A 24,996-nucleotide genomic window follows, 5' to 3' on the forward strand; every position below is an offset into this window, starting at 1 on the left:
CTGTGGCGGCGTACGGCGAGTGGTGCGTGGTGTGAAGCGGCTGGGGCCGCGTGGCCGGGCGGGGGGTCTGCCCGGCCACGCGATCAGCGCCGTGCGGTGGGTGCGTCTGTAGAGGCGCGGTGGTTGTTGGCGCGGAGAGCGCTGGCGGTTACGCGAAGCCCCAGAAGTAGGCGCCGTACATCCAGCCGGTCCGGCCGGTGTTGGGGCCGCTGGTGACCTTGACCTGGTACCACTGGTACCGGGACTTGCCGTCCCACCAGAGGCACTTGGACGTGACACGGGTGCCCTTGCCGAGGACCCCGAGGGCCGTCGAGCTGGTGGAGTGGTTCGACCGGAGTTTCACGGCGGCCGTCGTCTTGCCGTTCTGCGTCCAGGAGTTGCACGAGGCCGCCGCCGCTTCCGGAGCGGTGGCCGCGGCCCCTCCCAGGGCGGCGATGGTGACCGCCGCTGCCGCGACGGCACTGCGGATCTTGTTCTTCATCATCTGATGAGCTGCCTTCGTCTTGGGTCATGGGCGGGTAGGGCCGGTTCCGGGGCGTGCGGCGCCCCAGAACCGGGCGGATCTTGGAAGGTCACGGCACCGGGCCGGTGCCGGGTGCGGGCCGGGCCCGCTACTTGGGGATGGGCGGGGTCGGCGCCGGGTTCGTGCCGTAGGGGTTGGCACAGCCGTAGGGCACGTAGCCGCGGATCTTGGCGCCGTCGCTCTTGCGGGTGACGGTGCCGCGCGTGTACCAGGCGCGTTCGCTCTTCTTGTACGCGAACTGGTCGTAGACGATCTTGTCGCCGCGGTAGGCGATGCCGTTGGCGGTGGAGTTCTTCGCCGGCTTCTGCCGGACCTTGGCGGCCTTGCAGCTGATCTTTCCGCGGCTGGAGTCGGCGGCCTGGGCGGCCGGGGCGATGGCCACGCTGGTGCCGAGCAGAGCGGCGCCGACGGCGCCGGCCGCCGCGATGCGGCCGAGGTGTCGCAGGGGGGTCATGTCAGCCTTTCCATCGGTGCTGGGTGGGTGGGGCGGGCGCTGGCCGGAGGGCCTCGGGGTCGCGGTGGATGGGTCATGGCGCCGGTGTCCTCGGCGAGGCGGCCGGGGTGAGGTGCGGGCGCAGGGCGGCGGCGAGCAGCAGGGCGCAGGCCGCGGCGGCGGCTGGGACGAGCCAGGAACCGTCGACCGCTCCGGCGAGGGCGGTCCCGGCGGCGGTTCCGATGCCGAAGGCGCTGACCAGCCAGCCGAAGGACTCGGTGACGGTCCCGGGGGCGGCGAGGACGTCGATGCAGCAGTAGGCGGTGGTCAGCAGCGGTCCGAAGGCCAGGCCGGGGAGCGTGGCGGCCAGCAGCAGGGCAGGCGGTGGTGCGGGCAGTTGGAGGGGCAGCCAGGCGAGGGTGAACGCGGTGGTGAACACGGTGAGTTGGGTGGACAGTGGGGCGGACCAGGCGTGTCGGCTGAACAGGGCACTGCCGGCGAGCGCGCCGAGGGAGAGGGCAGCCGGGACGGCGCCGCTCAGCCACGCAGCTCGATGGTGTTCGGCCGACGCCAGGGCGGCGACGTTCAGGGCGCCGAGTGCGGCGCCGACCGCGGTCATCGACAGCAGCAGGAGACGGATGCCGGACGGGCGCAGGGCTCCTGGCGCACCCGGGGTCCGTACTCCAGCGGGCCGCCAGGTCTTCGACGGCGCGGAGTGCGCGACCAGCAGTGCTCCGGCGAGCCCGGCGGCCGCAGTGACGGCGAGGGCGATGCGGGGATGAGCGAGCGTGGCGGTCAGCGTGGCCAGCAGCGGGCCGGCCACGTAGACGAGTTCCTGGCTTCCGCTGTCGAGCGCGTAGGCGGCGCGCAGGTGCGCGGGCGTGGGCACGATGCGGGGCCACAGGGCTCTGAGTCCGGCTTCCAGGGGCGGCGAGGTCAGTCCGGCGGCGGCCGTGACTGCGGCGGCGAGGGGAAGGTGGCCGGTCCCAGTCACGGCGAGGACGAGCAGAAACGTGGTGCTGACCAGGGTGCTTGCGACGAGGGGGCGGGTCTGTCCCGTCCGGTCGGCGAGTCGTCCCAGCAGCGGCTGGCCGATCGCGACACCGGCCCCGTACAGGGCGGCCAGGGCGGCGCCGGTGCTGTAGCCCAGCCCGTCGGCTCGGGCAGCGAGCAGGATGGCGACGGGCGCCATGCCGTGCGGAAGCCGCCCGGTCAGGGTCGCGGTGAGCAGCCGTGAGCAGTGCGGCAGGCGCAGCACGGACGACCAGGACACGGTCGTGGCCGCCGCTGCGGTGGCGGGTGCGGTCAGGGTGCTCGTCACCGGCTACCCGCCGAGCGGTGGAGGGACGGATGGGCCCAGGGGCCGTGGATGGCGCTGGCCGGCAGGGCCACCATGCGCAGGTCGTCGCCGAGCGTGGCGTGGAACTGGGCGAGGTCGTCGGCGGACGCCGGCGGGTGCGGGGCTCGGGCGGCGGCGGCGTGGAGGGCGGCCTGTGCCTGCTCGTCGAGGCCCAGGCCGGCACCGCACCAGCGCACGGCGAGTACGCCGTCGCCGGTGCGCTCGGGGGGCATCTGTTCCTCGGCCGCGTTGGCCCACAGCGGCATGGGGTCGAGGACCACCAGGGGGAAGGGCAGGCCCAGGCCGTGGCAGGCGGACTGGACCGGCGTGCCGGGCGCGGCCGGTGCGGGGAGAAGGGGTGGTGGCGTCATGCGGGGCTCCCGTACAGGCCGAGGTTTTCGGCGGCGCGGATCACTTGGTGGTCTTGGTTGATGGCGCGGCTGTCGTCAGCCACGAGGAGGAGCCATCCGGCGATCCGGCCCGCGTGTACGGGTGCGGTGGCGGTGAGCTCGCTGGTGGCTGCCACGGTCGGCAGGGTGGTGATGGTGCGCAGCAGTGCTTCGTCCAGGAAGCCGTCGTGCCGGGGCAGCAGGGCGACCTTGGTGACATGGGTGCGCCGGGGCTGGAGGGTTTCGTGGCGTCGGCCGGTGGCCAGCAGCAGGGCGGTGTCGCGGATGGGGTCGTGGTCGGTGGCCCGGCGCAGTACGTCGGAGGCGAAGTCGTCGTAGGGGTCGGTGCGCAGGGACAGCAGGGCCGGTCCGCGGTCGGGGATGTAGGTGACCGTGGCGTGGGCGGAGCCGTAGCGCACGCCCAGGGCGGTGAGGGCCCGCATCGTGTACAGGGCGAGGGCGCGGGCCAGCAGCCCGTGGCGGCTCAGCAGATCGGATCGGCAGACCAGTTGGTCGGCGGTGCGGATCTCGGACCAGATCGCGGTGATGGTGTGGTCGGGAGTGCCGTCGGCTCCGGGTCCGGTCAGGGTGTGGATGCGGTACTGCGTGCCGGCGAGGCCTTCGCGAAGCACGAGGGGTTGGCCGGTGGTGGTCTGGAGGCGGGCCCAGGCGTGGCGGATGTCGTCGGCGGTGCGGCAGAGGTAGGCGGGGTGCGGGTGCGAGGGGTCGGGGTGCTGGACGACGAGGTCGTTGATCTGGGTGAAGGCAGCCCAGGTGAGGGCGTCGGACAGGCGCGGGGTGCGGATGCTGCGCGGGGCGGTGATGCCGGCGTCGAGGAGTGCGGCGCTGGTGAAGGCGATGTCGCGCCGGATGTCCGCGGTGTCGGGGGCGTTGCCGGGCAGGTGGAGGCGGTCGGCGAGGCGGTCGGCGAGTTCGGTGCCGGCGGCTGATCCGGCGATGACGGCCTGGACGCCGAGCTGCTGCAGCTGCGCCGCGGTGCGGCGCAGGCTGCCGCGGTGCGTGATGTGCCGGAGGTAGCCGTCGCCCGGCGAAGTGGCGGCGGGCGTGGTGACTGCGACGGAGGCCCAGCCGTGCCGGGCCAGCACGGGCAGGTACCGGTCGCCGGGGCCGGCCGGGGCGATGATGGCGGCCGTGCCGCTTCTGAGTGCGGGCGGGGCCGCCGCGGGAAGAGGGGCGGCGAGGGCCATGATGCGGGGCTCCTGAGATGGGTCGGGGCGGGCGGGTCAGGCGACGCAGGCGGTGGTGGCGGTGTCGGCCTGGATGTGGATGCCGCTTCGGTCTTCGGCCGTCTGGAGTCGGCGAAGGCAGGTGTCGGGATCAGGGCCGGTGACGACTGCGAGGGCGGTCCGGTCGCGCACGGTGGCGCGGGGCGGGGCAGTGACGTAGCTGCCGGGTGCGGCGGTCCACTCGAAGCGGTCGAGCCAGGAGGCGAAGAGTCCGGTGTGCACGGCCGTGACGTGGCCGGTGACGGCCGGGTAGAGGAAGCGGACGGCAGCGCTTTGACTCTGGCTGGGGAGCAGTTCGGGGTCGGCGCCGACGGCGAGGTCGGCGGCGATCTGCGGCAGGTTGAGGCCGGTGGCCAGGTGGACCAGGTGCGGGATGAGATCGCCGCCGAGGCGGGCGTTGATCTCGACGATGCGCGGCCCCTGCCGGGTAAGGCGCATTTCGACGTGGAGCACGCCGTTGGAGATGCCGACGGTGGTGAGGGCGTCCAGGGCGACTTCCCGGATCCGGGAGTCGGCCAGGAGAGGATCGGTGGCGTCGACGAGGTGGCCGGTCTCCAGGAAGGCGGGCTCGTCACCGAGGAACTTGCGGGTGATCGCCGCGATGTGCACGTTGCCGTGGCCCAGGGCGATGCACTCGACGCTGATCTCGGGGCCGTCCAGGTACTCCTCGATGAGCACGCCGGAGGTTCCGGCGTGCTCCAGGCCGAACAGGCTGGCTGATTTGGCGCGGTGGAAGGCGGCGCGGACCTGTTCGGGGGTATCCGCGCGGTGGACGCCGGCACTGCCGCCCATGGAGCGCGGCTTGAGCACGACCGGCCCGCCGAGCAGTACGGCGTACTCGACGGCGGTCTCGGCGTCGGCCACGAGGTAGGAACGGGCGGAGGGGACGTGGGCGGCCGCGAGCAGGGAGCGGGTGAGGTACTTGTCCCGGCAGGCCTCCACGGCGGCCGGGGTGTTGCCGGGAAGTGCGAAGTGCTGGGCGAGGCGCGCCGCGAGCACGACGTGGTTTTCCGTGTAGGTGAGCACTCCGGCGACGCCGCGATCGACATCGAGGTCGGCTACGGCCTTGGTGACGGCTTCGCCGTTGGACAGGTCGGCGGTGATGGAGACGTCGACGTGCTCCTCGGCCCAGGCGGGCGGCTGGTTGTCGATGAGCGCGACGGGGTGGTGGGCGGCGATGTGCTTCAGTCCGTAGCCGCGGAAGGTGCGGTTGCCGGCGCCCAGGACGACGAGCAGCGGTGATCGTGAGGAGTGTGGTGTGACGGGCACGGGGGTGTCCTGACGTGGTGGGTGGAGACGGGGGGCAGTGGCCGGACTCGGTGGCCGGCCGGCAGCGGGCCGGGTAGTGGTCGTTGAAGACGCGGCAGCTCGGGCTGCAGTCGGGGGCCGGGTGCCGACCTTCACGGTTCAGACGGAGAACCGGTGGTGGTCGTCCTGAGTCGTGCGGGAGGGCGCGCCGGCGGGGTGGTCAGGCCTTGTTCCAGGCGCGGAGCACGTGCTGGTTGAGGCCGGTGTGCAGGGCGCCGAGGCGGCTGATGAGGTGGGGGTTGGGTCGTGTGAGGTAGACCGCGGAGGTCAGGGCGACCGGGAGCATCCCGAGGCGTGCCTTGTAGGCGTAGTTGCCGCGGCCGGCGTCGAGAACGCTCGCCCCGGTGGCGATGGCGTACTGGACGCTCTCGTACATCAGCCAGCCGTAGGTGTGCAGGTCGCTCTCGCGGGCCTGGTGGATGGCGGGGGCCCACAGGTAGAGCGCCGAGCCGTAACGGAAGGCGAAGAAGCCGCCCGCGAGGGTGCCGTCGGCGTGCTCGGCGAGCAGTCCCACGGCGCCGGGGACGCGGGTGAGCGGGGTGAGCATGTCGGTGCCGTACAGGGCCGGCCCGTGGCGTTCGCTGGTCGCGCGGGCCTGGGCGGTGAACTGCGGCAGATACGGCAGGAGCTCGGTGCCACGGGCGACCTTGAGGGTGAGGCCTGCGTCGGTGCCCCGTTGGTGCTGTCGGCGGAATTCTCGGCCGGCCTCGCTCGACGAGGGGAAGTTCGCGATGAACTCCTCGACCGAGGAGCCGACGCGGGCGCGGTGGGCCCAGGACAGGACGACCTCGGCATCGGGGGTGCGGGCCTCGCGCCACAGGCTGCGCTCGGCGGGCGGGATGTTCGCCATGACCAGGGCCTCGGTCCCCAGTTCCCGGGCGAGGTGGCGGCCTCGGTCGACGGTTTCGGCGAGCACGGGCACGGGCGCGCCGGGCAGTCCCCCGTATTCGCCGTAGATCGAGGGTCCGTACAGGACGTCGGCCTCGAAGGTGGGGCGGGTGACGCCGGCGTCACCCTCCATGGCGCGCCACAGCGGGCTGTCGCTGACCTGGTAGAAGGACATGCGGTGCTGGCGCGTGCCGTCCTGGAGGAAGAGGTGGTGACGGCCGCGGACGAGTTCGGTGCGCACCGTCTGCCAGGCAGCGGCCCATTCTCGGCTGTGGAAGGGAGTGGCGGCGCGGTGCACGGCGGGAAGGGCGGCCACCGAGGAGTGCCAGGAGCTTTTCACGGTGCGGGCGTTGGGGCGCAGGGCGGTCAGGGTCATGAGGGTTCTCCGGGCGGTTCAGGACGCGGCGGGCGCGGGGATGCGGGGTGTGCCGAGGGCCGGGCGGCGGGTGAGGCCGATGAGCGGCAGACCGATGGCGGCTCCGAGCGCTCCGGCGGCGAGGGTGGTCAGGGCGGCGAGGCTGTCGCCGCCCGAGGTGAGGGAGGCCGCTGCGAGGACGGGGGCGATGATCACGGCGACGGCGAGCGTGGAGCCCCAGATGCCGGCGTACAGGCCGCGGGCCTCGGGGGGTGAGATCTTGGTGACGATGTCGTTGGCGGCGATGAAGAAGACGATCTCGCCGGGGACAGCGGCCGCCACGGCGATGCTGTAGCCCGCGGTGGTGTCGGCGAGGCCTGCGCCGCCCATGCCGGCGCCCAGCAGGAGGGAGCTGACGGCGAGCAGGCCGGTGGTCGGCTGAGGTCCGTCGCAGCGGCGGCGCAGCCACGGGTTGAGCAGTGGGGTGAGCACGACGACGGCAGCGGCGTTGGCGACCTGTGTCCATCCGTAGGCGTCGGCGGAGAGCCCGTCGTCCTCCATCAGCAGCGGCAGCGCGGTGAACATGCCTGCGGCGCAGGTCAGGGCGGCCACGCTGGCCAGCCACAACAGCCACAGGCGTGTGTCACGGACGGCCGACTGCAGCGGACTCCGATCGGCGGAGGTGCCGGGGACAGCGGCGGTTGGGCTGTCGTCGTCGAGGTAGTGGCGGGCGAGCAATGCGCAGGCAGCGCATGCGGCTGCGTTGAACCAGAACAGCGCCGGGAAGCCGAGCTGCCCGGCCAGGAGGCCCCCGGCTGCGCCCGTGATCGCCGCGCCGATGTTCACCGCCCCGTGGCGCCAACCGTTGACCGCGGCGCGCTGCCCGTCGTCGGTGATGAGGTCCGCGATGGCGGCGGAGACGACCGGCCTCGGCGAGTCGTACACGATGCCGGCGATCAGGGCTCCGGCGCACACGGCGGCGAACGCATGCGCCTGGGCCATCACGGGCAGGCAGACGGCGGCCGTGAGCATGGCCGCCACGAGGGTGCGGCGCCGGCCGAGCCGGTCGGCGGCCCAGCCGGTGAGCAGCTGGCCGACGAGCCAGCCGATGCCGAAGACCGCGAGGGCCTGGCCGACGGCCTGGGTGCTGTAGCCCAGGTCCTTGAGGTGGTAGCTGAGGAAGGGATACGCGAAGCCGAAGCCGCGCGCGACCAAGGTGATGACGAGCAGCGCCCAGATCGCCGGCGGCCAGTGCCGCGGTCCGGACGGTTCGGGGTCCTTGGTGGTGGTGATGGGCAGGGTGGTGGCTGACACAGACGCTCCGGGGCAGGGCTGGGGCGAGACGTTCCTGGTGGGGCGGCCGGCGTCAGCTGGTTCGGGCGCCGGACGGGAGGGTGGGGCGGGCGGGGGCGTCGCCGTGGGCGGACGACGCCCCCGCGGGCAGCCGGCCCGTGCCGGTGCCGGAAGGGCACGGGGTGTCGCCCCAGGGGGATGGGAGCGAGGGGCCGGGCTGCGCCTGATGCCGGACCGTCGGGAGCAGTCCCGTTCGGCCGGGCTGTTCTGTGCGGTTACACCGTCGGGGAGGCGCTGAAGTAGGTGTTGCGGTAGCCCTTGCCGTCGTTGTTCCAGTCCAGCTGGATGAAGCCGTCGGCCAGGTACCGGCCCGAGCCGGCCTTGTACTTGATCGTCCCGGTGGTGTAGCTGCCGTTGCCGGCGGTGTTGCCGTGCTCGAGCTTGTACTCGAGACCGGTGTAGTTCGCCCACTTCACGACCGGGTCGGGTCCGGAGACGGACTTCTTGATCTGGAGGTGAAAGCGAGCGGCGTCGAGTACGTCGGTCTGGTTGACGTAGGAGACGGGCCCTTCGAAGTTCACCTTGGCGTAGGCGTAGATGTAGCCGCCGGAGCGCTTGGCGCAGAGCTTGACGTCGAAGTTGTAGTTGTCGGCCCACGGTCCGGAATAGGCCGGATTGTCGACCGAGGCGCTGCTCGTCTTGCAGCGGTAGTCCGCGGCGGATGCCGTGGTGGCGGTGGCGAGCGTCGTGCCGGATATGACGGCCGCGGTGATCAGCGTGGCTGCCATGGTCCGCTTGGAGCTGGGCATGACGGTGCATTCCTCCGTGCAGGTGTGAGCGGGAAGTTGCCGCTGGTGAAGGCCAGGGAACGGGGCTGCTTCAGGTGCCGGCCGGGGGCGAACAAGGCGCTCCGGCCCATGGGGGCGGCCGGTTACACGGTCGGGGAGGCGGTGAAGTGGATCGGGGCCTTGTAGTCCTTGCCGTCGCCCGACCAGTCGAGCTGGATGTAGCCGTCGGCGAGGTAGCTGGCGGCGGTGGCCTTGGTCTTGATCGTCCCCGTCTGGTACGAGCCGTTGCCCGTGGCGCTGCTGTTCTCGAGCGCGCGCTCGAGACCGGTGTAGTTGGCGTACGCCACGACCGGGTCGGTGCCGCGGACGCTCTTCTTGGTCTGGAGGTGGAACCTGGCCTTGTTGAAGGTGAAGTGGTTGTTCGTGCCGGAGGAGTAGGGGCCGTCCCAGTAGACGGTGGCCGTGGTGTAGATGTAGCCGCCGGATCGCTTGGCGCACAGCTTGACGTCGAACGACCAGTTGTCGGAGTCGGGGCCGTTGTACGACGGGTCGTCGAACGTGGGGCTGCTGCTGGTCTTGCAGTGGTAGCTCGCCGCCGCCGAGGCCGTGGTGGCGGTGGCGAGTGTGGTGCCGACGACGGCGCCGGCGGCGAGCAGGGTGACAGCGGTGCGCTTGAACGCGGGCATGCGGATGTTTCCTTCGGATCGGGAGAGGACGCCGGGCCGCGCGGGGGCCAGGCCGGTGACAGGGCGGACAGCGGTCGCGGGTCAGCCGCCCAGCTGGTAGAGGCCGTCGCTGCGCACCCATCCGCGGGTGCCCTTGGAGAGCCCGGACTTCGACCGCTTGGAGAGCTCGGTGTAGTCCCAGTTGCCTCGGCTGCACAGCAGCTTGACGGTGTCCCCGCGGTAGAGGAGGCCCCGGCTGGCGTAGCCGGTGGACGGGCCGGTGCGCAGGTTCCAGCCGTTCTTCGAGATCGTGCCGGTTTCGCCGTGGGACCAGTTCACGGTGCACTTGGAGTGCTCGCCGACGGCGTGGGCGGCGGGGGCGGCGGTGACGGCGAGCCCTCCGGTCACGGCGAGGGCGAGGGCGGCGGAGGCGGTCAGACGTGCGGGAGCGCGGAGTCGCATGGAAGTCCTTACGTCAAGGAATTGGGCAGGTCGGTGCCGGCGGCGGATGTGCCCAGAGCAGGCATGGGTGTCCGGCGCGGCGGGACTGCGGGAGCCGTGGGCGGCATCGGGCACGCGCGGGGGCCGCGGAGACGGGGATGAAGCCGCCGGGGCGGAGCGTGATGCGCGCGGCCAAGGAGGCGCGGGGGTAACGGGCGCCGAGCGGCGAGCGTCGAGGTATGTGCGGCGCGGCAGGAGCAGCTGCTGGGAGGCCGCCTAGCTCCTGCCGCGCGCCACTTCGCTCGGGGGAAGTGGATCCTTCTTCCCCGGGCGGGGGCCGGCCGCGGATCTGGTAATCCGTGGCTGGCTCGGACGCGCCGTCGGGCGTCGGCGGGTGCTAAGCGCCGGGCCCGGCTGCGCCGAGGTCCTGGATGCGGTCCGACTCCGTCTGGGAGAGGCGGCCGCGGGGAGCCGTCACCGCGGTGCGCGGTGTCGGCCGGTTCGTCAGATACCTGATGATCATGCTGTTCGCCCCGATGACTCAGGGGGCCTTGATGCCAGGACGAAAGCCAGTGGACGCGCTGTTGCAGCGGGCCGTGCTGGTCTATCCTGAGCTCCGCTGACGTGCGCTAACACGTCGGCGAAAGACCCCAGTGGTTCCTCAGATCTGCTGGTGGTGACTCTGCCGAAGAGTCGTTTTGCACAGGCCCGGTGCTCGGGCCTGGTAGTGCACTGGCGAGTGCGGGTGTCCGGCGGGGTGGCTCCACCCACTCCCCCGGCGCCCGCCTCCTGGTGGTCGCGACGGCTGTTGCCCCGTTCGCACCGCGCCTGCTCGCCGCAGGCGTTCTGCCTTCCCCGTCTTCCGAATCCGCCACCCGGCGGCGCTCCCATGGGCGAGAGCGTCCGGCCTGGTATGCGCCGTCGTGCCCGGCTACTGCCGTGCCCTACCCCGGAAGCTGGGTCTGGCTGGGCTTGCACGGGCAACGTTATGCATATGCCGAATGCACCACCATTACGCACATGCACAAACTGACCGGCATGTCCTATAGGTTGTGCACCACATCGGGCGATCACGGCCTTGAGGTGCACATTCCATAGCGATCCCCTATCGGGCATGCACACCGGTCGCACCAGTGGCGAGAAGAGGCTCTTGACATGCAGAGAGCACCAAAGAGTCCCAACCCCCTTATTAGATGCATTAATTGACGATTCGGACTTTGGCACCTCGGGGCGTACGGGGCGGCTACTGCGGTACACAGCACGGAAGTTGACGCTGCACGGCGGCAGCGAGCGGCGCTGCGTGGAGGATCGCCGGAGAGCGTCGCCAGGGCACCAGGACATCTCTCCGGGCGGGATCTGTCCAGTTCCGCCTCGCCCCGATGGCCGGGGCCGGGTAGGCGATGCGTGGGGCCTTCGGCCGGGGTGGCCGTGAAGCGCGGCAGCACCAACCGCGTGCACCGAGGCACCTGCCGGCCTCGAAGTATTACTGCGGCTCTTGCTGGAGCAGGGACGGAGGACGGTGCGGTATTGCACACCGCGGCGGGAGCTGCTCACCGTCGCGAAGGCCGGCGGCGTGCACCGCTCTGCGCTGGGCCCGCGCTGCGGGGCCTTCATGGAGAGAGCCGTCATGGCCGGGCCGAGGCGGCCGGGAGCGACCTCGTCAGGCGGCCGCGCACAGCTGCCGTCCGATGTCGCGGATGTTGGGCTCGCCTGTCACGATGTTCAGGGCGAACTGCAGGTCACGCATGCCGTTCAGTGATGACAGGTCGCGGGCCATGTGCGTTTCCAGAGCCCTGAGGTGAGTGCGGACAGTGACCTCGGACAGGCCCAGTGCGCGCGCAGTCGGTTCCAGGTGAGCGTCGAAGGTGAGCCAGGCCGCGGCTGTGGCGAGCAGGTTGCGGCGGTCTTCGCGGGCGGCGCTCAGCAGCGTCTCGGCCCAGGCCCGGATCTGGGGCGCGGCAAGCAACTGGTGCAGTGTGGGGACTTGGCCGCCGCGCAGGGCTGTCTCGGGAGGTTCCCGGTGGGTGACGAGCTCGAGCGCCAGGCCGACCGCGATCCGGTCCCCGATGGTGGTGAAGTCCATGTCGAGCAGCTGCGCGGCCCGGGCGACCCGGCGGGTGACGGTGTTGCGGTGCAGGTCCAGGCGCCGGGCTGCGACGGTGTAGGGGTAGGCCAGAGCGGTGGGCAGAGTCTCGCGCATCTGCTCCCACTGGACGTCGGACTCCATCAGGGGGTGCAGAAGTTGACGGGCCCAGCGCTGTGCGTCGTGCTGGCACAGCAGGCTGACCAGGTCGGTGTGCTGTACGGACAGGGCTACGGAGTCGGGCTGGTGGAGGGCGAACCGCTGGGCGGTTCCTGCCTCGTTGAGGGCCTCGCCGAGCAGGGACATGGAGTAGACGCCGCTGCCGCCCAGTGAGGAGACCGGTCCGGGTGCGGAGACCAGGCGGACGAGTTCCCCCGGCACGTTCTCGTCGGGCTCGCTTTCACGGACGGGCTGGATGACGACGACTCGGTTGCGCTCGCGCGGGTCTGCGACGGCCAGGGCGCGGCCGGCGGTGGCGGTCTCGCACAGGCGCACAGCGGTGTCCCGGTGGGCAGGTTCGGTCGTGACGACGAACAGACGGGCGGTCTCGGTGTCGAGCAGGCCTGGTGCCATTTGCTCCATGACCCGGCGTGCCTTGTCGACCTCGCCGTCCAGGAGCAGCTGGACGGCGGCGGTACGGACGGCACGAGAGGCGTCGGCCGCCACGTGGTACTCGCGGCGGGCCTGGTCGACGAGCCCGAGGAGCTTGGCGGCGTGCCGCAGCAGGCGGATCTCGGCCTCGTCGAACGGGGTGCGGCGTGCGACGGCGAGGACGGTGTCCGCGCCCGAGGTCGGGGCCAGTGAGATGAGCTGGGTGTGCGGGGCCGAGGGGCTTTCGGGGGCGCCGCCTTCGACGGACTGACGGATGATCGCCTGGGCGAGATGCTCGGCCGCGGTGGGGGGCGAGGCAGCCAGGACTCGGTCCGGCTCGCTGACGAGGACCTGGACGTCGAGGGCACGTGCGAGCCACGACGCGATGCGCTGCATGGCCTTCGGATCGGCAAGTTGCGCAGGCAACTGCTGGACCAGGGCGTTGAGTTGGCTGGCCCGCCGCTCGGCGATGGCGAGGCGCGCCTGCTGGATCGAGGTGTGCACGTCCGCCCAGCGGTCCGCTGAGGCGGTAGTCATCAGCAGCGGGATCTCGAGCAGGTCCGACATGTCGCGCAGGGACTGAGGGAAGGGCTGGGACACGCCTTCGGCCACGGTGACGACGAGCCCGACACATCCGTCGAGGGACATCTGCCGGAGCACCTCTTCGATCGCGACCGCGATGCGGCCCCGGATCCGGAACGGCATCGCGCCGGCCACGAAGATCAAGGCGCCCGCGTCCAGGCGGCGGGGCGCCCCGTTTTCCAGCAGTTCGTCCAGGCGCAGGATGGTCAGCCCGGTGACGCGCTCGCCGTGGTGGGGCACGGTGTTCCGCGGCCAAACGAACGTGAGTTCGAGGTCGGGGTGCTGTGTGGGCAACGAGCCAAGGGTCGGCATGTGCTCTCCTCGTTGCGGGCCCGTCGGCGGGCCGGCCCTGACAGGAAGTGGGAAGTGATCGGGTCCTTCGGGTGCGGCGTCCAGGAGTGAGCCGGGCGCGGGTCAGTGCCCCATGCCCGCACCACCGTCGACGGGGATGACGGCACCGGTGATGTAGGAGGCGCCGGGCGAGGCCAGGAAGGCGACGGTGGCGGCGATCTCTTCGGGCGCGGCCATGCGGCCCAGCGGGATCTGCTCGACAAGGGCGGCACGCTTGCCCTCGTCGAGCTGGCGCACCATGTCGGTGTCGGTGAGGCCCGGGGCGACGACGTTGACGGTGATGCCCCGCGAGCCGTACTCGCGGGCAAGGGACCGGGCGAGGCCGATCAGTCCGGCCTTGGAGGCGGCGTAGTTGCTCTGTCCTGCCTCGCCGCGCAGGGCGACGGCGGAGGCGATGAGGATGATGCGGCCGCCCTTGTTGCGCAGCATGCCCTTCAGGGCGCGCCGCGCGGCGCGGGCCGGTCCCAGCAGATTCGTGTCGACGACCGAGGTGAGGTCGGCGTCGTCCATGCGCATCAGGAGCCCGTCCCGCGTGATGCCGGCGTTGGCGACGAGTACCTCGACGGGGCCGTGCGCCTCTTCGACCTCCTTGAAGGCCCGGTCGACCTGTGCGGTGTCGGTCACGTCACACTGCACGGCGAGAACGCCGTCGGGTGCCTCACCGGTGCGGTGGGTGATGGCCACCCGGTCGTTCTGCTCGGCGAATCGGCGGGCTATGGCCAGCCCGATGCCGCGGTTGCCACCGGTGATAAGTACCGAACGGCTCATATCGTCCCACTTCCCCGTGCCCGAGTTGGTCTGTCGGCCCGCCCCTGGGCCGATCACTCGGCAGATCTCGAACTAATGAACGTGATGCTGTCAGCCAGCCACTTGTATGGTTACTGGCGCGTAGCGGGTCTTGCTGCAGGTCACCGGATACGCCCCGGGAGAGGGACCCCGGTGGCGGCCCGTCTGCAGCCCCCTGCGGAGTACAGGCATGCCGATCCGGTCCGGAGAGAAGGGAGTCTGGCGATGGCACATGGCGTCCAGCCGTTGCGGGCGACCGATCTGCCGCGCTCTTCGCTCTCCAACCGTGCGTCCATGAGGACGTCGTACCCCCTGCCCCGTTCGCGGAAGGAGGGCCCTTGCCGCTCTACCGATCTTTGCGGACCGGCAAGGGCTGATCTACGGCATTTTTTTTGCACAAATTCATGTCCCTCGCAGACCCGGGCGCGTTGCCGGCATCCTCAGGGAGGACATGTGGCGAAGAAGACGAGGAAGCGTGAACATCCTCTGGGACTGCTGCTGGCGCCGAAGCGGCGCTTGATAACTCCGGAATCGGTGGGGCTTCCCAAGCGGGCCAAGGGCCGTCCGGGCCCCAAGGCCGAAGGGCTCACGCAAGCCCACATGGACATCCTGCTCAACCGTGCGGACCGGACGTACAACCGGCTCGAGAGCGGTCGCTGGCCCAACCCTCCGGAGGAGTATCTCGTCGCAGTCGGCCGGCTGCTGAAGCTCACGCCGGACGAGTACCACCTGCTGTGGCTGCACACCCGCGGGCACCGGCCCGCCCATCCTCTCTATCCGGAGGCCGGCGTGCGAGCGGCCGAACTGTGGCAGGAGGCGTGCGACGGGCAACGCCACATGATGTACGTCACGGACCTCGCCTGGAATGTGATCGCGCACAACCCCGCCTTCGCGGCCATGTTCGTGGGCGGCAAGGCGCCGCAGAACACGGCCCGTTGGATGCTCCTGACCGAGGAGGCGCGCACCACGCTGATGGACTGGGAGACCAGCTGGGCTCCGTCACTGTCGTCCCAGTTGCAGGCCGCGCTTGCCGAGAACGCTCACAGTGAGGACCTGCGCGCCATCGACGCGGACGTGCGGGCCGACCCCGTTGCGGGCCCGATCTACACCGCGCCGGGCAGCCCGTCGATAGCGCCTGACGGCGTGGTGCGCCGACTGAACCACCCCTTGTACGGGCCGGGCATCGCGAAGATGGTCGCCTCGGCGCCGTACGCCTCCCCGCACGCGAGGGCGATCATCGTGATCTTCCATCCTGACGACGAAAGAGCGAATGCCTCAATAACAGGCCAAATAGGTCACACCGGCTAGACCACCCCCGGTGGCGTGTGCTCTTCTTCACAACGCAGCGATTCGCGGACCCGCACTGATCACAATGCGCACATGCATATCCCAACTGACCTTGCTGAGATCGATCCTTGTGTCTCCGCGTGGCTCCCTGAATTCCCCGGAACGTGGGGAATGGCGAACTGTGTTCTCGTTGCCTCCGACGAGGGGGCGCTGCTTGTTGACACGCCCTATACGGCAGAACTAACGAGAACCCTGACGGCGGCAGCACATCGCGTGCTGCCGCCGTCTGCTGCGATATCGACGGTCGTCAACACGCACGCCAACGGCGACCACAGCTACGGCAACAGTCTGTTCCCCGACGCGGAAATCGTCTCGACCGCCGCCAACCTCGAGCACCTGTGCGCCGAGCCGGCGCCCGAGCAGATGCAGACGCTGCTGGACCGGTGCCAGGCGGACGATCCGTTCCAGCGTTACCTGCTGGCCCACTTCGGACGCTACGACTACCGCGGGCTGCGCCTGACCCCGCCCACCCGCACCTTCAGCGAAAGGCTCACTCTCCAGGTCGGTTCCACTTCCGTCGAACTGATCGAGGTCGGGCCCGCGCACACGGTCGGCGACCTGATCGTGCACATCCCGGACAGCGGCGTGGTGTGCGCCGGCGATGTGGTCTTCGTCGGGGACGTTCCGGTTCACTGGGCGGGTCCGCTCGGCGGTGTTCTGGACGCCTGCCAGCAGATCCTCGACCTCGCCCCGCAGGTCGTTGTCCCCGGGCACGGTCCCCTCATCGGCCCGGCCGAAGTCCGCAGCTACATGGAGTTCGTCGGTGAGGTGCGCGACCGCATCCACTCGCTGCATGCCAGGGGACTCCCGGTACAGGAGACCGCCCAGGTGCTTCTGCGCGAGCACCGGCGGGCGGACCTGGGCCTGACCGAGCGGCTGGCCGTGCTCGCCATCACGGAGTACCGCCACCTCGACCAGGCGACGGCCCCGTTCCCGCTCGTCGACATGCTCAGCACGGCGGTACGTCTGGCTCCGGGATGCGTCCCGACCTCCATTCCCGAGCGTCACACCCTGCTCACCGACTTCGGCTCGCGCACCTGACCTGCGCCCGCCCCCTTATCCTTCCCGGAGCTTTCATGCCACCCGCGTACGTCAGCCGCCCGACCATCGCGCTGCCGCCGCATCAGGTCACCACCGACGAGATCTGCGAAGACATCCAGCGCGCCCATCCGACCCTCCCCCGTCTCGGCGTCATGCTGCGCTACGCCCGCCGCACCCAGGTCGCCACCCGCCGCTTCACCCGTCCCCTCGCCCACCGGGCGATCTCGGGCAACGCCCCCATCGCCGAACGCAACGAGATCGCGTTCACCGACGCGGCCGGCCTCGCCGTTCAGGCAGCCTGCCAGTCTCTGCAGGCCGCCCGTCTCACTGCGGCTGACGTCGACTGCGTGGTCACCTCGCACACCACCTCCTGGACGGTGCCGGGGCTGGACGTCCATCTCATCGAAGAGCTGGGACTGCGCCCCGACGTGCGCCGGATCCCGATGAGCACGCTGGGCTGCGTCGGCGGCGCCCACGCCCTGGCCCGTGCCGCCGAACACGTCGCGGCCCACCCCGGGAACACGGTCCTCGTCGTCGTCGCCGAGATGCTGAGCACCGTCTACTCCCATCAGGACACCAGCACCGAGTCCATGATCTACAAAACGCTCTTCGGCGACTCCGGTGGCGCGTGCCTGGTCACGAGCGAGCCCCTGGGGCCGGGCCTGCGCATCGACAGCGTGTGGGAGTACGTCCTGCCGGGCAGCCGGCAGCGCTACTCGGGCCGCTTGGACGCGCACGGGCTGCACTTCGACTCCGAGCGGTCGGCCACCGAGGCCGTCAGCGACATCATGCCGGCCCTGCACGGCCACCTGTCCGAACAGCGGCTGGAACAGGTCGAGTTCACCGTGCTGCATCCAGGAGGCCCGAGGATCATCGAAGACGCCGAGCGAGGCCTCGGCATCGATCAGGAGCCAGGCCTGGAGGACAAGGCCAAGGTGACCCGCCACACCTGGTCCACGATGCGCGAGGACGGGAACCTCGGCGGCGTAGGCGTCCTGTCCGTGCTCTGCCGCACCCACGACGACCCTCCTGCTGACGGCGCCCGCGGCCTGCTCCTCGGTGTCGGCCCGGGCTTCGCCGCCACCGCCGCCACCGCCACCTGGCGGACCTGAGCCGACACCGGCCCGCTCCGAGCCCCACCGCTCGCGACGGGGTCGCCCCACAGGCCCCGTCCCTCAACGCCCGACCGGCTCCGGCTCGACCGAGTCCGCGGCCCACGGCCTCCACACGCCGCGCATACAGCCACGCCCGCGCATCCGTGGACCGCCGGGAGAATCGTTCCAGCTCCAGGCAACTATCCGGTGGCTGCCGGAATCTGTGCCAGCTACGGCTGCCCGTGGTGAACGGTCGCGCGAGATAGGGCGGTTTGGGCGATATGGAACACTAGCGCGGCGGAGACAGTCCGGCCTTGTGTCGGTGCCCGGGAAGGAGGGGCGCCGCGGTGGCAGGCCGGGAGTTGCCGCCACGGTGCAGGCACACCCACGGCAGCTTGCGTCGCCGCGCCGGCCAGGCCGCGGGGCCCCTGTCGCCGGGAAGGTTGAGTGTGATGTTTCAGGGCGAGCGGCTCGCCGGCCGGTATGTGCTGCGCGAGGTTCTCGGCGCTGGTGGGATGGGCACGGTGTACCGGGCCGTCGACGAGCGGCTGGAGCGCGAGGTCGCCGTCAAGGTCGTTGCTCTGTCCGCGGCACCCGCGGCCCAGCGGCTCCGCTTCGAGCGAGAGGCTCGGGCGATGGGGCGGCTGCGCAGCGCGCACGTAGTAGCCGTGCACGATGTCGGCGAGGACCTCGTCGGCGGACACCGGATCGGTTTCCTGGTACTGGACCTGCTCCCGGGCGTGCCTCTGAGCACCGTGCTGGCCGGCGGCCTGCCGGCGGTGCAGGACGTGGTGGGGTGGGGACTGCAGCTGTGCCGAGGACTGCGCGACGCCCATGCTGCCGGGGTCGTGCACCGGGACGTAAAGCCGGCCAACGTGATGCTGTCGCCCGAGGGCACGGTCGTGCTTGTCGACTTCGGGATTGCCCGGCTCGACGCTGGCATGCAGACGGTCACGGTGATGGGCACGCCCGCGTACATGGCGCCCGAGCAGCTGCGGGGTGATGCGATCGATGGCCGGTGCGACCTGTATGCACTGGGGTGCCTGCTGTATGAACTACTCACCGGGCAGCCGCCGTTCGGGCGGTGCAGGGTGCGGGCCGAGGGTTCGGAGCCTGTGCCGTTGCGGCGAGTGCGGCCGGGGGTGCCGTCCGCGCTCGAGGAGTTGGTGCTGGACCTGCTGCGCGTAGATCCTGCCCGGCGTCCGGATGCGGTGACCGTCGAGCATCGCCTGGCCGCGGCCCTGGAGCCGGTTCCTCAGGTCGCGGCGGTGACGGAGACCGCCATGTGGGAGATGGTGACGCAGACGGCGCCGCGCCGCGGGAGCGCCGCGGCACCGCCCGCCGTCCCCTTGCCCCGGCCTGCTGCCCCCTCGCCGGGTCCAGCCTCTTCAGCCGCCGCACCACTGCGGCCTGCCGGGCCTGCGCGCGGGATGGGCGGAGGGTGGTCGGCGCTTTCGGGAGCGGCCGGGCTGTGGGGGCAGTTGTCGCTGTTCACCGGGATGCCCGGGTGGGTGGCGGCGGCTCTGGCCGCGGTAGTGGGCGTGACTCTGTGGGCGCTGTGCGGGCCGCATGCCGAGGAGGAGGCCGCCTCGGGCGGAACCGTGCTGATGGCTCTGGCGGCAGACGGCGTGCTGAGCGTGTACCTGGCGTTCTGGTCGCGGGCGCCGTGGTGGGTCGCGCTGACCGTCATGGTGGTCGCGGGCCCGGTGCTGCTCGGCGGGTGCACGCTGATCGGCAGGCTGATCTCCAGGTTGATCGCCGGCCAGCGGGCGCAGGTGGAAGCCGGCGTCACGGCGGGCATGGCCAACGCGGCGGTGCTGGTTGTACTCACGGGGCAGTTCCCGGTGGCCGCAACCGTGACGATGGGTATCGGGGTCTGGCTGCTGATCGCACTTGTCGCCGCGGCCCCGGGACTGCTGCCGCAGCCCGAACGACGAGCTGGACGAAGCAAGGCGGCTTGGCTGTAGAGGCGGCCGCGAGGCCGCGGCGAGGAGTACGACCCGCGAAAAGCACCGCGCCGGCTGCCGGCGATGGAGGTGGCGAAGCGGTATCCGCCGGCCCGAGCATGTGCTCTCTTCCGTCCAGAATCCGCCAAGTACCCAGCGGCAGATGCCCGGCCAAGGAGTGCGTGTCGGGAGGTACGGGGTCAGATGGGGGACACCATCGTGCGCTGCGCGTAATCGCGCAGGCCCGGCAAATCGGGGCGCAGCTCGGCGACCCGGCCGGTCAGCTCGCGCACCGAGGGCCGGCGGGCCTCCAGCGGAGCGGCAAGTTCGACGAGGCGCAGTTGAGCGAAGGCGCCCGCCGTGTCGCCGACGTCGAGCAGGGCGCGGGCGGTGTCGGTGGCAGCGCGGGCGCGGCGCTCGGCGGTGGGCAGACGGTCGGGGCGCAGTAGGCGGCTGTGGGCCAGAGCGGTGTCGAGGTCGCCAAGGTGGCGGTGGATCCCAATGCGGTACAGGGTGCACTGGCCAGCGGTCAGCTCCCGGAGGCGGTCGGCGGTGTGCGGGCGGCGGTCGAGACGGTGGGCGATCTGCTCCGCCTGGGCAGCGAAGTCGCAGGCGGTGGCAGCCCGCTGAGCCTGGGCGGCGGTATAGGCGGCGGTGAGCGCCGTCATGCCTGCCGCCTCCAGCTCGACGACTGTGGGACGGAGGGCGGACGTCAGGTGGGTGTGCGCCTCGTGAAGCAGGAGCAAGGCTTCGTCGGTGCGGCCGGTGCGGCGCAGCGGGGTCGCAGCCGCACGGGCGGCGGCGGCGAGCACCACCGGGTTGCCGGAGCGGCGGGCGGCCGTGCCGGCTTGTTTCGCATAGACACCGGCGGTCGCGGTGCGGCCCTGCTTGACGGCGAGCTGGGAGGCAAGCACCCACACGTCGGCGGCCCGGACGGCACCGGCTGTGCTCTGCTCGATGCTGGGCTCGGCGGCGGCCAGGAGCGACGGCAGCGTCTCGTCAAGCCGTGTATAGGCGCTGGCGGTGAACAGTCGGCGGGCCGCGGCGACGTCGGCGGCGGACAGCCGCGGCGCCGGAGCTGCCACTGCCGACACCGGGGCGGTGAAGAAGCCGGTCCCCAGGGCGACTCCCGCTGCCAGCATGCTCCGTCGCTTCACACCGGACCCCTCTCGTCCTTTGTCGCCGTCGATGGCCGACCGCGGCGTCGTCATGACGCTACGGCCAGAGAGACGGTCCGAGAAGGGCGCACGAGTCGGCCATGTGCGCCCCGTCGAGCCTGTGCGGGGATGGGCGGGGCCAGCCGTGACTAGTCGGTCGGCTCCTCATTGAGCGCTCGCCGCGTCCGGGACCGAGACCTACTCGGGCAGCAGGATCACGGCAGCGAGGGCTTCGGAGGTGAGGGGGATCTCTTCGAGGAGGCACTCGCCGCGGTCGGCCTTCCCCCGCGGTGTCCCACGGGCCGGCCGGCACTGTCGACTCCGGATCTATTGTTCCGGGATTCCGCGACTCGCTGGCCGCCCGGGGGCCGCACCTGCATGCTCGTCGGCAATCACATTTCCGGGGAGGCAACCAGTGCTGCAGATCGACCAGCGTGAAGCGCTCGCACGCTACGAGCAGGAACTTGTCGAGGAGCAGCGCCGCCGGAAGGAGAGGGAACGGGAGCTGTGGGAGCGGATCACCGCCGCGACGCCGTTCGACCTGACTGTGCGGACGGACACCCACTCCAAGCTGGACGCCCCCCTTCGGCACGCCGCAGCAGCCATCGACCTGCTCACCGGCGCCCGCCGACAGCACCCGGCCGGGCGGGCGCTCTGCGAAGGCATCACCCACACGAACCTCATGGCCCTGAGCGAACCCGTCGACGCCCACGCGACGTGCCACCGCTGCGTCCACGCCGCAGCGGTGGCCCGACCCGCCGACGGGCCCGAACCACCGACCAAGAAGGAGCGCCAGGAGCTTGAGAGAGTCGAGGCCGGAGCCGTGTTCACCGTCGAGCACTCCCAGGGGCGCGAGATACGGGACACCAGCGAGCAGAGCCGGAGCCCCGGCGGAGACTATGGTCGGAAGGTGACCGCCGTGATGAAGCGGTTGCACGCCCGAGGCTGGGTCGTGAGTGACGCCGAGACAACTGATTCCCCGTGGGGCGGCCGCGGTTGGCGGTGGAACCTGACGAGTCTCGGAGCTGCCGCACTCGCCATCCCCGCCGTGCCTCGGTGGGTGGAAGCTGCGCCGAGCGCGCCCACCGCAGCATAAGGTTCCCCTACCCCGCTGACACGCGGGTGGCGGTCGACGAGCTCGAGGACGATGCTGCGGATCGCGGGATGGTCCCGTACTTCTCCCGGGCCGACCAGCCTGGTATGCGACCAGCAGGCTTTCGAGCGGTCTACTCGCGCCGGCCCAGCGCGGTGATGCGACAGGCAGCAGCTCGAACAGCAGTTAGCAGCTTGCGGCACAGGGCGGTGGCCGGCGCGGCGGTTACGGCGCTCGCGCCGGGCCACACCGGCTTCCGCATCGGGGTGCGTGCCAAGCGCCCCGTAGAGTGCCGACGTGACTCCCAACGTGTCCCGTATCCAGCGCCTGGCTGGATTCTTGGAAGACGAGTGCCGCCGACGTGGGGTTGACCTTGTTCCCGGACAGGCCGGTCATGTGCTGCGCCATCAGGCCCGGGTGGTGGCTGCCGCACTGCACATCAGCGAATCGTGGGCCCTGCGTTCCTACCTTGATGAGGACGCGGTGCGGGGGCTGGCGGCGAATCTGGTCCGTGAGGTGAATGCCGCTCGCCCTGTGCGGGAGCTGGTGCTGGACGTCTTGGCGAAGGTCGGCGGCTGGGCGAGGGACGATCGCCGGGCACGCGATTGCGCCCACCCGCAGAGGCCGGCGGAGGGCCCTGAACTGGGACCGGCGATCGTCGCGGACCTGCGGGCACTGGCGTCGGTGGCGGCTCAGCAGATGGCGTGGGATCTGTACACGGACGCTGTGCGCCTCGGAGACCAGCCCTACGCCTACTACGCCGACGAGCGGGACGGTGTGCTTCTGCGGCTGCCGCGGGTGTGCGACGGGATGGATGCCAGCTGGCGGCTGCGGTTCGCCGGGATTCTTGAGCAGGTGGCCCGGCAGCTTCGAGCCGGCACCGAATTCGTCCCGGTCTGCCATGCCTCTACGGTGGCGCTCGCTCTCGCGGTGTCCGCGGCTCCCGAGCTGATGGACGACATGGACGACATGGTCGACTCCGAGGCTGCGGAGTCCGTAGGGCTTGGCGAAGGCTGGTCACCTCGGAGTGCGGACCTGCAGATCGGTAGGGCGCTGAGGGCGATCGCCTGGAACAGTCCGGCGTTGATCGCCTACGACCCGGAGATGACCTACAGCCTGGAGCCCTCCACCGATGGCATTCACGGCCGCGATGACCTTCGCCCCGAGGCCTGGTTCACGCCGTTCACCGATCTCGTGCCGGGGCCACCATCACCTCCTGATTGGGTGGTCGATGTCCTGGACGGCGGGCTTCCTGCCCGCGAAGACCCGCCGCCTTTCGGCGCAGACGAGGCGGAGCGTGCGGTGCTGGCCGACCTTGCGACCGGCATCGTCGAGCGGGAGGCCGCATGGGGGCGCCACTGCGACAACGCCGGTGGCGTGGAGGAGGAACCGGTAGAAGCCGTCGTCCTGCTGCGCCCACAGCAGCTGGATTACATGACGCGGAAGAGGGCCCGGTCGGAACAGCAGGCTCTGATTGTCGAGCAGAACGGGCGGCTCGTGGAGTCTGCCGCCGTGCGCTACCAGGTCGAGCACGACCTGGACGACGACCGCGACATGTTCGACCCGCTGTGGTTGCCTGCGGAGCAGGACGCGGCACCGCTGTGGGCGATCACGCTCACGCTGGAGGACTTCTCCGGCACGGCAGCGCTGCTGGAGCGGCTGCCGCGCCAGGGCCTCGGCAGCCCGTATGACGGCGGAAACGACTGGCAGTTCGCTTCTTCGGCCCAGATGGCCGACCGGATCGCGGGCGCCGCCTTCTCCCGGCCGGTCGAAGGCGTCATCGTGCACGCGCCGGAGAGTCACGGAGACAACATCCACGCGGCACAGGCCTGGGGGTTGGTCGTCACCCGCGGCGGCCACACCTTCTGCACAGCCTGCGCTCCGGGGGGAGTCGAGGCGGCCCATCGCGGCCTGATCACCGCGCTGACGCACGCACTGCCGCAGTCCTGAGGGGAACGAGTTGCGTTCGGCGCAATTCGCACCGTCGCGTTGCATCACTTCTGGCGCCCGCGGCCGTACGACGCGCCGCGGGGTTCGCCCCGGTCGAGGAGTCGCCGTACGGGGCGTGTGCCCGAGCCGCTTAGCCCGCGGCCTCCGGTGCTGTCAACTCCTCTTTTTCTTGCGGCAGTCGGCGCTCTACGCTCACGAGGTGACATATATGACCTGGTCGGACCTGCTGCGGCGGGGAACGGCGGACCCCACCTTGACGTTCGCCCGCGCCAAGTGGACGCAGGCGGGCAAATTCGTGTGGGTACAACCCCGGGCCACGGTCACGGCCCCGACCGGGGTCCAGTACCCGCTCTGCGCCACCGTGTACTTCAAGGACGTCGACGACGTCGTCAAGCCGTACTTTCCGAGCATGGACGGGATGACCGAGGCCGACGACTGGTATGTGGGGGTCTCCGGCCGGCCGCCCGAGTAGCCCCTCAAGCCGCCTGCCCCTCACCGGTGCCGCGCGAGTAAGACGCCAAAGGGCCGGACAGTACGGGTCACGTCTCACTAGTCTCGAAGGATGGTTGTTCACCAGCCCGAGCCCTTGTGGTGCTGTCCGCTGGGCCTGGTCGTGGGGGCGGCGTACGAGCGTGCGCGGGCCCGCTACGACGCCGCGGAACAGGCCGGGCGCGACCAGGACGTTCAGGCGGCTTATGCCGCCATGCTGGTCGCCTTGGTCAACTGGTGCGAGCACCAGATCGACGCGCACGACACGGACCCCGGGCCCGTCGAGCAGTGCCCGGACTGCACGCGCTTCGAGGAGGCCGCGCCCGTACAGACGGGATCTGCTGAGTCGCCGATGACTGCGGAGGAGTGGGCGTACGAGCGCCGCGTGCACCAGATCGCGCACCGCCTCGGCCCCCGGGTCGTGACGCCCGTGGGGACCGTCGCCACCGAGCCACCGGGGTCTGCGGCGCTGCGGCGGCACAGCCGGAGGTGAGTGAGTTGTCGACGGCAGCGTGAAACGGGACGGGGAACCCTGGCCGTAATGCCCCAGTCCCTTCGCCATGGTCCGCCCGGTATTCGCCTAGTCTGCCTGGCGGCCATTCACCCGTTCGGGTGTACTCGCCGGTGGAGTGCCGGTCGACGGTGGGCCCTGCGCCCTCATTGTGCCCGCGGCCAAGGCGCGCCACAGGAGGATCAGGAAGGACTCGCCTCTGCTCTAAGTGGGCGGTTCGTGAGCCTTTGAGCGGTTCTGCTGTCGCCTGATGGTGTGGCGGCGGGGCGGAATCCGCCGGTCCACGGGTGCTGATCTGGTGATGTG

General features: G+C 71.0%; 22 protein-coding genes. 8 read left to right on the plus strand and 14 right to left on the minus strand.

Going from position 1 to position 24,996, the window contains the following annotated elements; all coding sequences use genetic code 11:
- Positions 1 to 148 precede the first annotated feature (148 nt).
- The 13 genes from ABZY20_RS25430 to fabG all read right to left on the minus strand — a co-directional run bounded on the left by ABZY20_RS25430 (position 149) and on the right by fabG (position 14,044).
- Positions 149 to 484: an SH3 domain-containing protein gene (locus ABZY20_RS25430; RefSeq protein ID WP_007490423.1), complete on the minus strand. Its 336-nt coding sequence runs from the start codon at positions 482 to 484 to the stop codon at positions 149 to 151.
- Positions 485 to 611: 127 nt separating this feature from the next.
- A complete protein-coding gene (locus tag ABZY20_RS25435) occupies positions 612 to 977 on the minus strand; it encodes a hypothetical protein (RefSeq protein WP_007490425.1) in 366 nt (121 codons plus the stop codon).
- A 73-nt stretch (positions 978 to 1,050) separates the two neighbouring features.
- Complete coding sequence (locus ABZY20_RS25440; RefSeq protein WP_356443977.1) at positions 1,051 to 2,277, minus strand: MFS transporter; 1,227 nt, start codon at positions 2,275 to 2,277, stop codon at positions 1,051 to 1,053.
- On the minus strand, positions 2,274 to 2,666 hold the full coding sequence (locus ABZY20_RS25445) for a hypothetical protein (RefSeq protein ID WP_319596140.1): 393 nt from the start codon (positions 2,664 to 2,666) through the stop codon (positions 2,274 to 2,276). The genes ABZY20_RS25440 and ABZY20_RS25445 overlap by 4 nt, the downstream gene beginning before the upstream one ends.
- Positions 2,663 to 3,892 carry a glutathione synthetase gene (locus ABZY20_RS25450; protein ID WP_356443979.1) on the minus strand — a complete coding sequence of 410 codons (1,230 nt, stop codon included), beginning with the start codon at positions 3,890 to 3,892 and terminating at the stop codon, positions 2,663 to 2,665. Before ABZY20_RS25450 ends, ABZY20_RS25445 begins: the two co-directional genes overlap by 4 nt.
- Before the next feature lie 36 nt (positions 3,893 to 3,928).
- Positions 3,929 to 5,200, minus strand: coding sequence for an ATP-grasp domain-containing protein (locus ABZY20_RS25455; protein ID WP_319596138.1), 1,272 nt, complete (start codon positions 5,198 to 5,200; stop codon positions 3,929 to 3,931).
- 199 nt (positions 5,201 to 5,399) lie between these two features.
- Positions 5,400 to 6,503 (minus strand): GNAT family N-acetyltransferase, encoded by a 1,104-nt coding sequence (locus tag ABZY20_RS25460; protein WP_356443981.1) that lies wholly within the window; start codon positions 6,501 to 6,503, stop codon positions 5,400 to 5,402.
- Between the two features lie 18 nt (positions 6,504 to 6,521).
- Entirely contained in the window at positions 6,522 to 7,796 is a 1,275-nt protein-coding gene (locus ABZY20_RS25465) for an MFS transporter (RefSeq protein WP_007490435.1), read from the minus strand.
- A 254-nt stretch (positions 7,797 to 8,050) separates the two neighbouring features.
- Positions 8,051 to 8,584: a hypothetical protein gene (locus tag ABZY20_RS25470; protein ID WP_319593781.1), complete on the minus strand. Its 534-nt coding sequence runs from the start codon at positions 8,582 to 8,584 to the stop codon at positions 8,051 to 8,053.
- A gap of 122 nt (positions 8,585 to 8,706) precedes the next feature.
- Entirely contained in the window at positions 8,707 to 9,249 is a 543-nt protein-coding gene (locus ABZY20_RS25475; protein ID WP_007490437.1) for a hypothetical protein, read from the minus strand.
- A gap of 81 nt (positions 9,250 to 9,330) precedes the next feature.
- On the minus strand, positions 9,331 to 9,690 hold the full coding sequence (locus ABZY20_RS25480) for an SH3 domain-containing protein (RefSeq protein WP_007490438.1): 360 nt from the start codon (positions 9,688 to 9,690) through the stop codon (positions 9,331 to 9,333).
- 1,639 nt (positions 9,691 to 11,329) lie between these two features.
- Complete coding sequence (locus ABZY20_RS25485) at positions 11,330 to 13,237, minus strand: helix-turn-helix domain-containing protein (RefSeq protein WP_356443984.1); 1,908 nt, start codon at positions 13,235 to 13,237, stop codon at positions 11,330 to 11,332.
- A 102-nt stretch (positions 13,238 to 13,339) separates the two neighbouring features.
- Positions 13,340 to 14,044 (minus strand): 3-oxoacyl-ACP reductase FabG, encoded by a 705-nt coding sequence (gene fabG / locus ABZY20_RS25490; RefSeq protein WP_007490441.1) that lies wholly within the window; start codon positions 14,042 to 14,044, stop codon positions 13,340 to 13,342.
- Positions 14,045 to 14,515: 471 nt separating this feature from the next.
- On the opposite strand from fabG, the gene ABZY20_RS25495 reads away from it, so the two are divergent.
- The 4 genes from ABZY20_RS25495 (at position 14,516) to ABZY20_RS25510 (ending at position 19,511) form a co-directional block, all read left to right on the plus strand.
- The gene (locus ABZY20_RS25495; RefSeq protein ID WP_319593783.1) at positions 14,516 to 15,370 is read left to right on the plus strand and encodes an XRE family transcriptional regulator; all 855 of its coding nucleotides are present in this window, start codon (positions 14,516 to 14,518) and stop codon (positions 15,368 to 15,370) included.
- 72 nt (positions 15,371 to 15,442) lie between these two features.
- Entirely contained in the window at positions 15,443 to 16,450 is a 1,008-nt protein-coding gene (locus tag ABZY20_RS25500; RefSeq protein WP_356443986.1) for an MBL fold metallo-hydrolase, read from the plus strand.
- Positions 16,451 to 16,485: 35 nt separating this feature from the next.
- Complete coding sequence (locus tag ABZY20_RS25505) at positions 16,486 to 17,562, plus strand: PhlD (RefSeq protein WP_356443988.1); 1,077 nt, start codon at positions 16,486 to 16,488, stop codon at positions 17,560 to 17,562.
- Positions 17,563 to 17,996: 434 nt separating this feature from the next.
- Entirely contained in the window at positions 17,997 to 19,511 is a 1,515-nt protein-coding gene (locus ABZY20_RS25510; RefSeq protein WP_356443990.1) for a serine/threonine-protein kinase, read from the plus strand.
- Positions 19,512 to 19,690: 179 nt separating this feature from the next.
- On the opposite strand, the gene ABZY20_RS25515 is transcribed toward ABZY20_RS25510, so the two are convergent.
- A complete protein-coding gene (locus ABZY20_RS25515) occupies positions 19,691 to 20,632 on the minus strand; it encodes a transcriptional regulator (RefSeq protein ID WP_356443992.1) in 942 nt (313 codons plus the stop codon).
- 430 nt (positions 20,633 to 21,062) lie between these two features.
- Between ABZY20_RS25515 and ABZY20_RS25520 the strand changes: the two genes are divergently transcribed.
- The 4 genes from ABZY20_RS25520 (at position 21,063) to ABZY20_RS25535 (ending at position 24,672) form a co-directional block, all read left to right on the plus strand.
- Positions 21,063 to 21,743, plus strand: a complete 681-nt coding sequence (locus ABZY20_RS25520) for a hypothetical protein (protein ID WP_356443993.1) — start codon at positions 21,063 to 21,065, stop codon at positions 21,741 to 21,743.
- Between the two features lie 294 nt (positions 21,744 to 22,037).
- Positions 22,038 to 23,690: a hypothetical protein gene (locus tag ABZY20_RS25525; protein ID WP_356443995.1), complete on the plus strand. Its 1,653-nt coding sequence runs from the start codon at positions 22,038 to 22,040 to the stop codon at positions 23,688 to 23,690.
- A gap of 208 nt (positions 23,691 to 23,898) precedes the next feature.
- Positions 23,899 to 24,162 carry a hypothetical protein gene (locus tag ABZY20_RS25530; RefSeq protein ID WP_356444167.1) on the plus strand — a complete coding sequence of 88 codons (264 nt, stop codon included), beginning with the start codon at positions 23,899 to 23,901 and terminating at the stop codon, positions 24,160 to 24,162.
- A gap of 90 nt (positions 24,163 to 24,252) precedes the next feature.
- Entirely contained in the window at positions 24,253 to 24,672 is a 420-nt protein-coding gene (locus tag ABZY20_RS25535; RefSeq protein WP_356443997.1) for a hypothetical protein, read from the plus strand.
- Positions 24,673 to 24,996 lie beyond the last annotated feature (324 nt).

This window comes from Streptomyces sp. NPDC006624, assembly GCF_040611555.1.
Lineage (GTDB): Bacteria > Actinomycetota > Actinomycetes > Streptomycetales > Streptomycetaceae > Streptomyces.

Bases quoted from the DNA above. Each gene is read 5' to 3' on its own strand.
- fabG (WP_007490441.1), bottom strand. From the start codon at position 14,044: ATGAGCCGTTCGGTACTTATCACCGGTGGCAACCGCGGCATCGGGCTG.
- ABZY20_RS25470 (WP_319593781.1), bottom strand. From the start codon at position 8,584: ATGCCCAGCTCCAAGCGGACCATGGCAGCCACGCTGATCACCGCGGCC.
- ABZY20_RS25475 (WP_007490437.1), bottom strand. From the start codon at position 9,249: ATGCCCGCGTTCAAGCGCACCGCTGTCACCCTGCTCGCCGCCGGCGCC.
- ABZY20_RS25450 (WP_356443979.1), bottom strand. From the start codon at position 3,892: ATGGCCCTCGCCGCCCCTCTTCCCGCGGCGGCCCCGCCCGCACTCAGA.
- ABZY20_RS25515 (WP_356443992.1), bottom strand. From the start codon at position 20,632: ATGCTGGCAGCGGGAGTCGCCCTGGGGACCGGCTTCTTCACCGCCCCG.
- ABZY20_RS25505 (WP_356443988.1), top strand. From the start codon at position 16,486: ATGCCACCCGCGTACGTCAGCCGCCCGACCATCGCGCTGCCGCCGCAT.
- ABZY20_RS25445 (WP_319596140.1), bottom strand. From the start codon at position 2,666: ATGACGCCACCACCCCTTCTCCCCGCACCGGCCGCGCCCGGCACGCCG.
- ABZY20_RS25500 (WP_356443986.1), top strand. From the start codon at position 15,443: ATGCATATCCCAACTGACCTTGCTGAGATCGATCCTTGTGTCTCCGCG.
- ABZY20_RS25535 (WP_356443997.1), top strand. From the start codon at position 24,253: ATGGTTGTTCACCAGCCCGAGCCCTTGTGGTGCTGTCCGCTGGGCCTG.
- ABZY20_RS25435 (WP_007490425.1), bottom strand. From the start codon at position 977: ATGACCCCCCTGCGACACCTCGGCCGCATCGCGGCGGCCGGCGCCGTC.
- ABZY20_RS25530 (WP_356444167.1), top strand. From the start codon at position 23,899: ATGACCTGGTCGGACCTGCTGCGGCGGGGAACGGCGGACCCCACCTTG.
- ABZY20_RS25430 (WP_007490423.1), bottom strand. From the start codon at position 484: ATGATGAAGAACAAGATCCGCAGTGCCGTCGCGGCAGCGGCGGTCACC.
- ABZY20_RS25480 (WP_007490438.1), bottom strand. From the start codon at position 9,690: ATGCGACTCCGCGCTCCCGCACGTCTGACCGCCTCCGCCGCCCTCGCC.
- ABZY20_RS25460 (WP_356443981.1), bottom strand. From the start codon at position 6,503: ATGACCCTGACCGCCCTGCGCCCCAACGCCCGCACCGTGAAAAGCTCC.
- ABZY20_RS25510 (WP_356443990.1), top strand. From the start codon at position 17,997: ATGTTTCAGGGCGAGCGGCTCGCCGGCCGGTATGTGCTGCGCGAGGTT.
- ABZY20_RS25485 (WP_356443984.1), bottom strand. From the start codon at position 13,237: ATGCCGACCCTTGGCTCGTTGCCCACACAGCACCCCGACCTCGAACTC.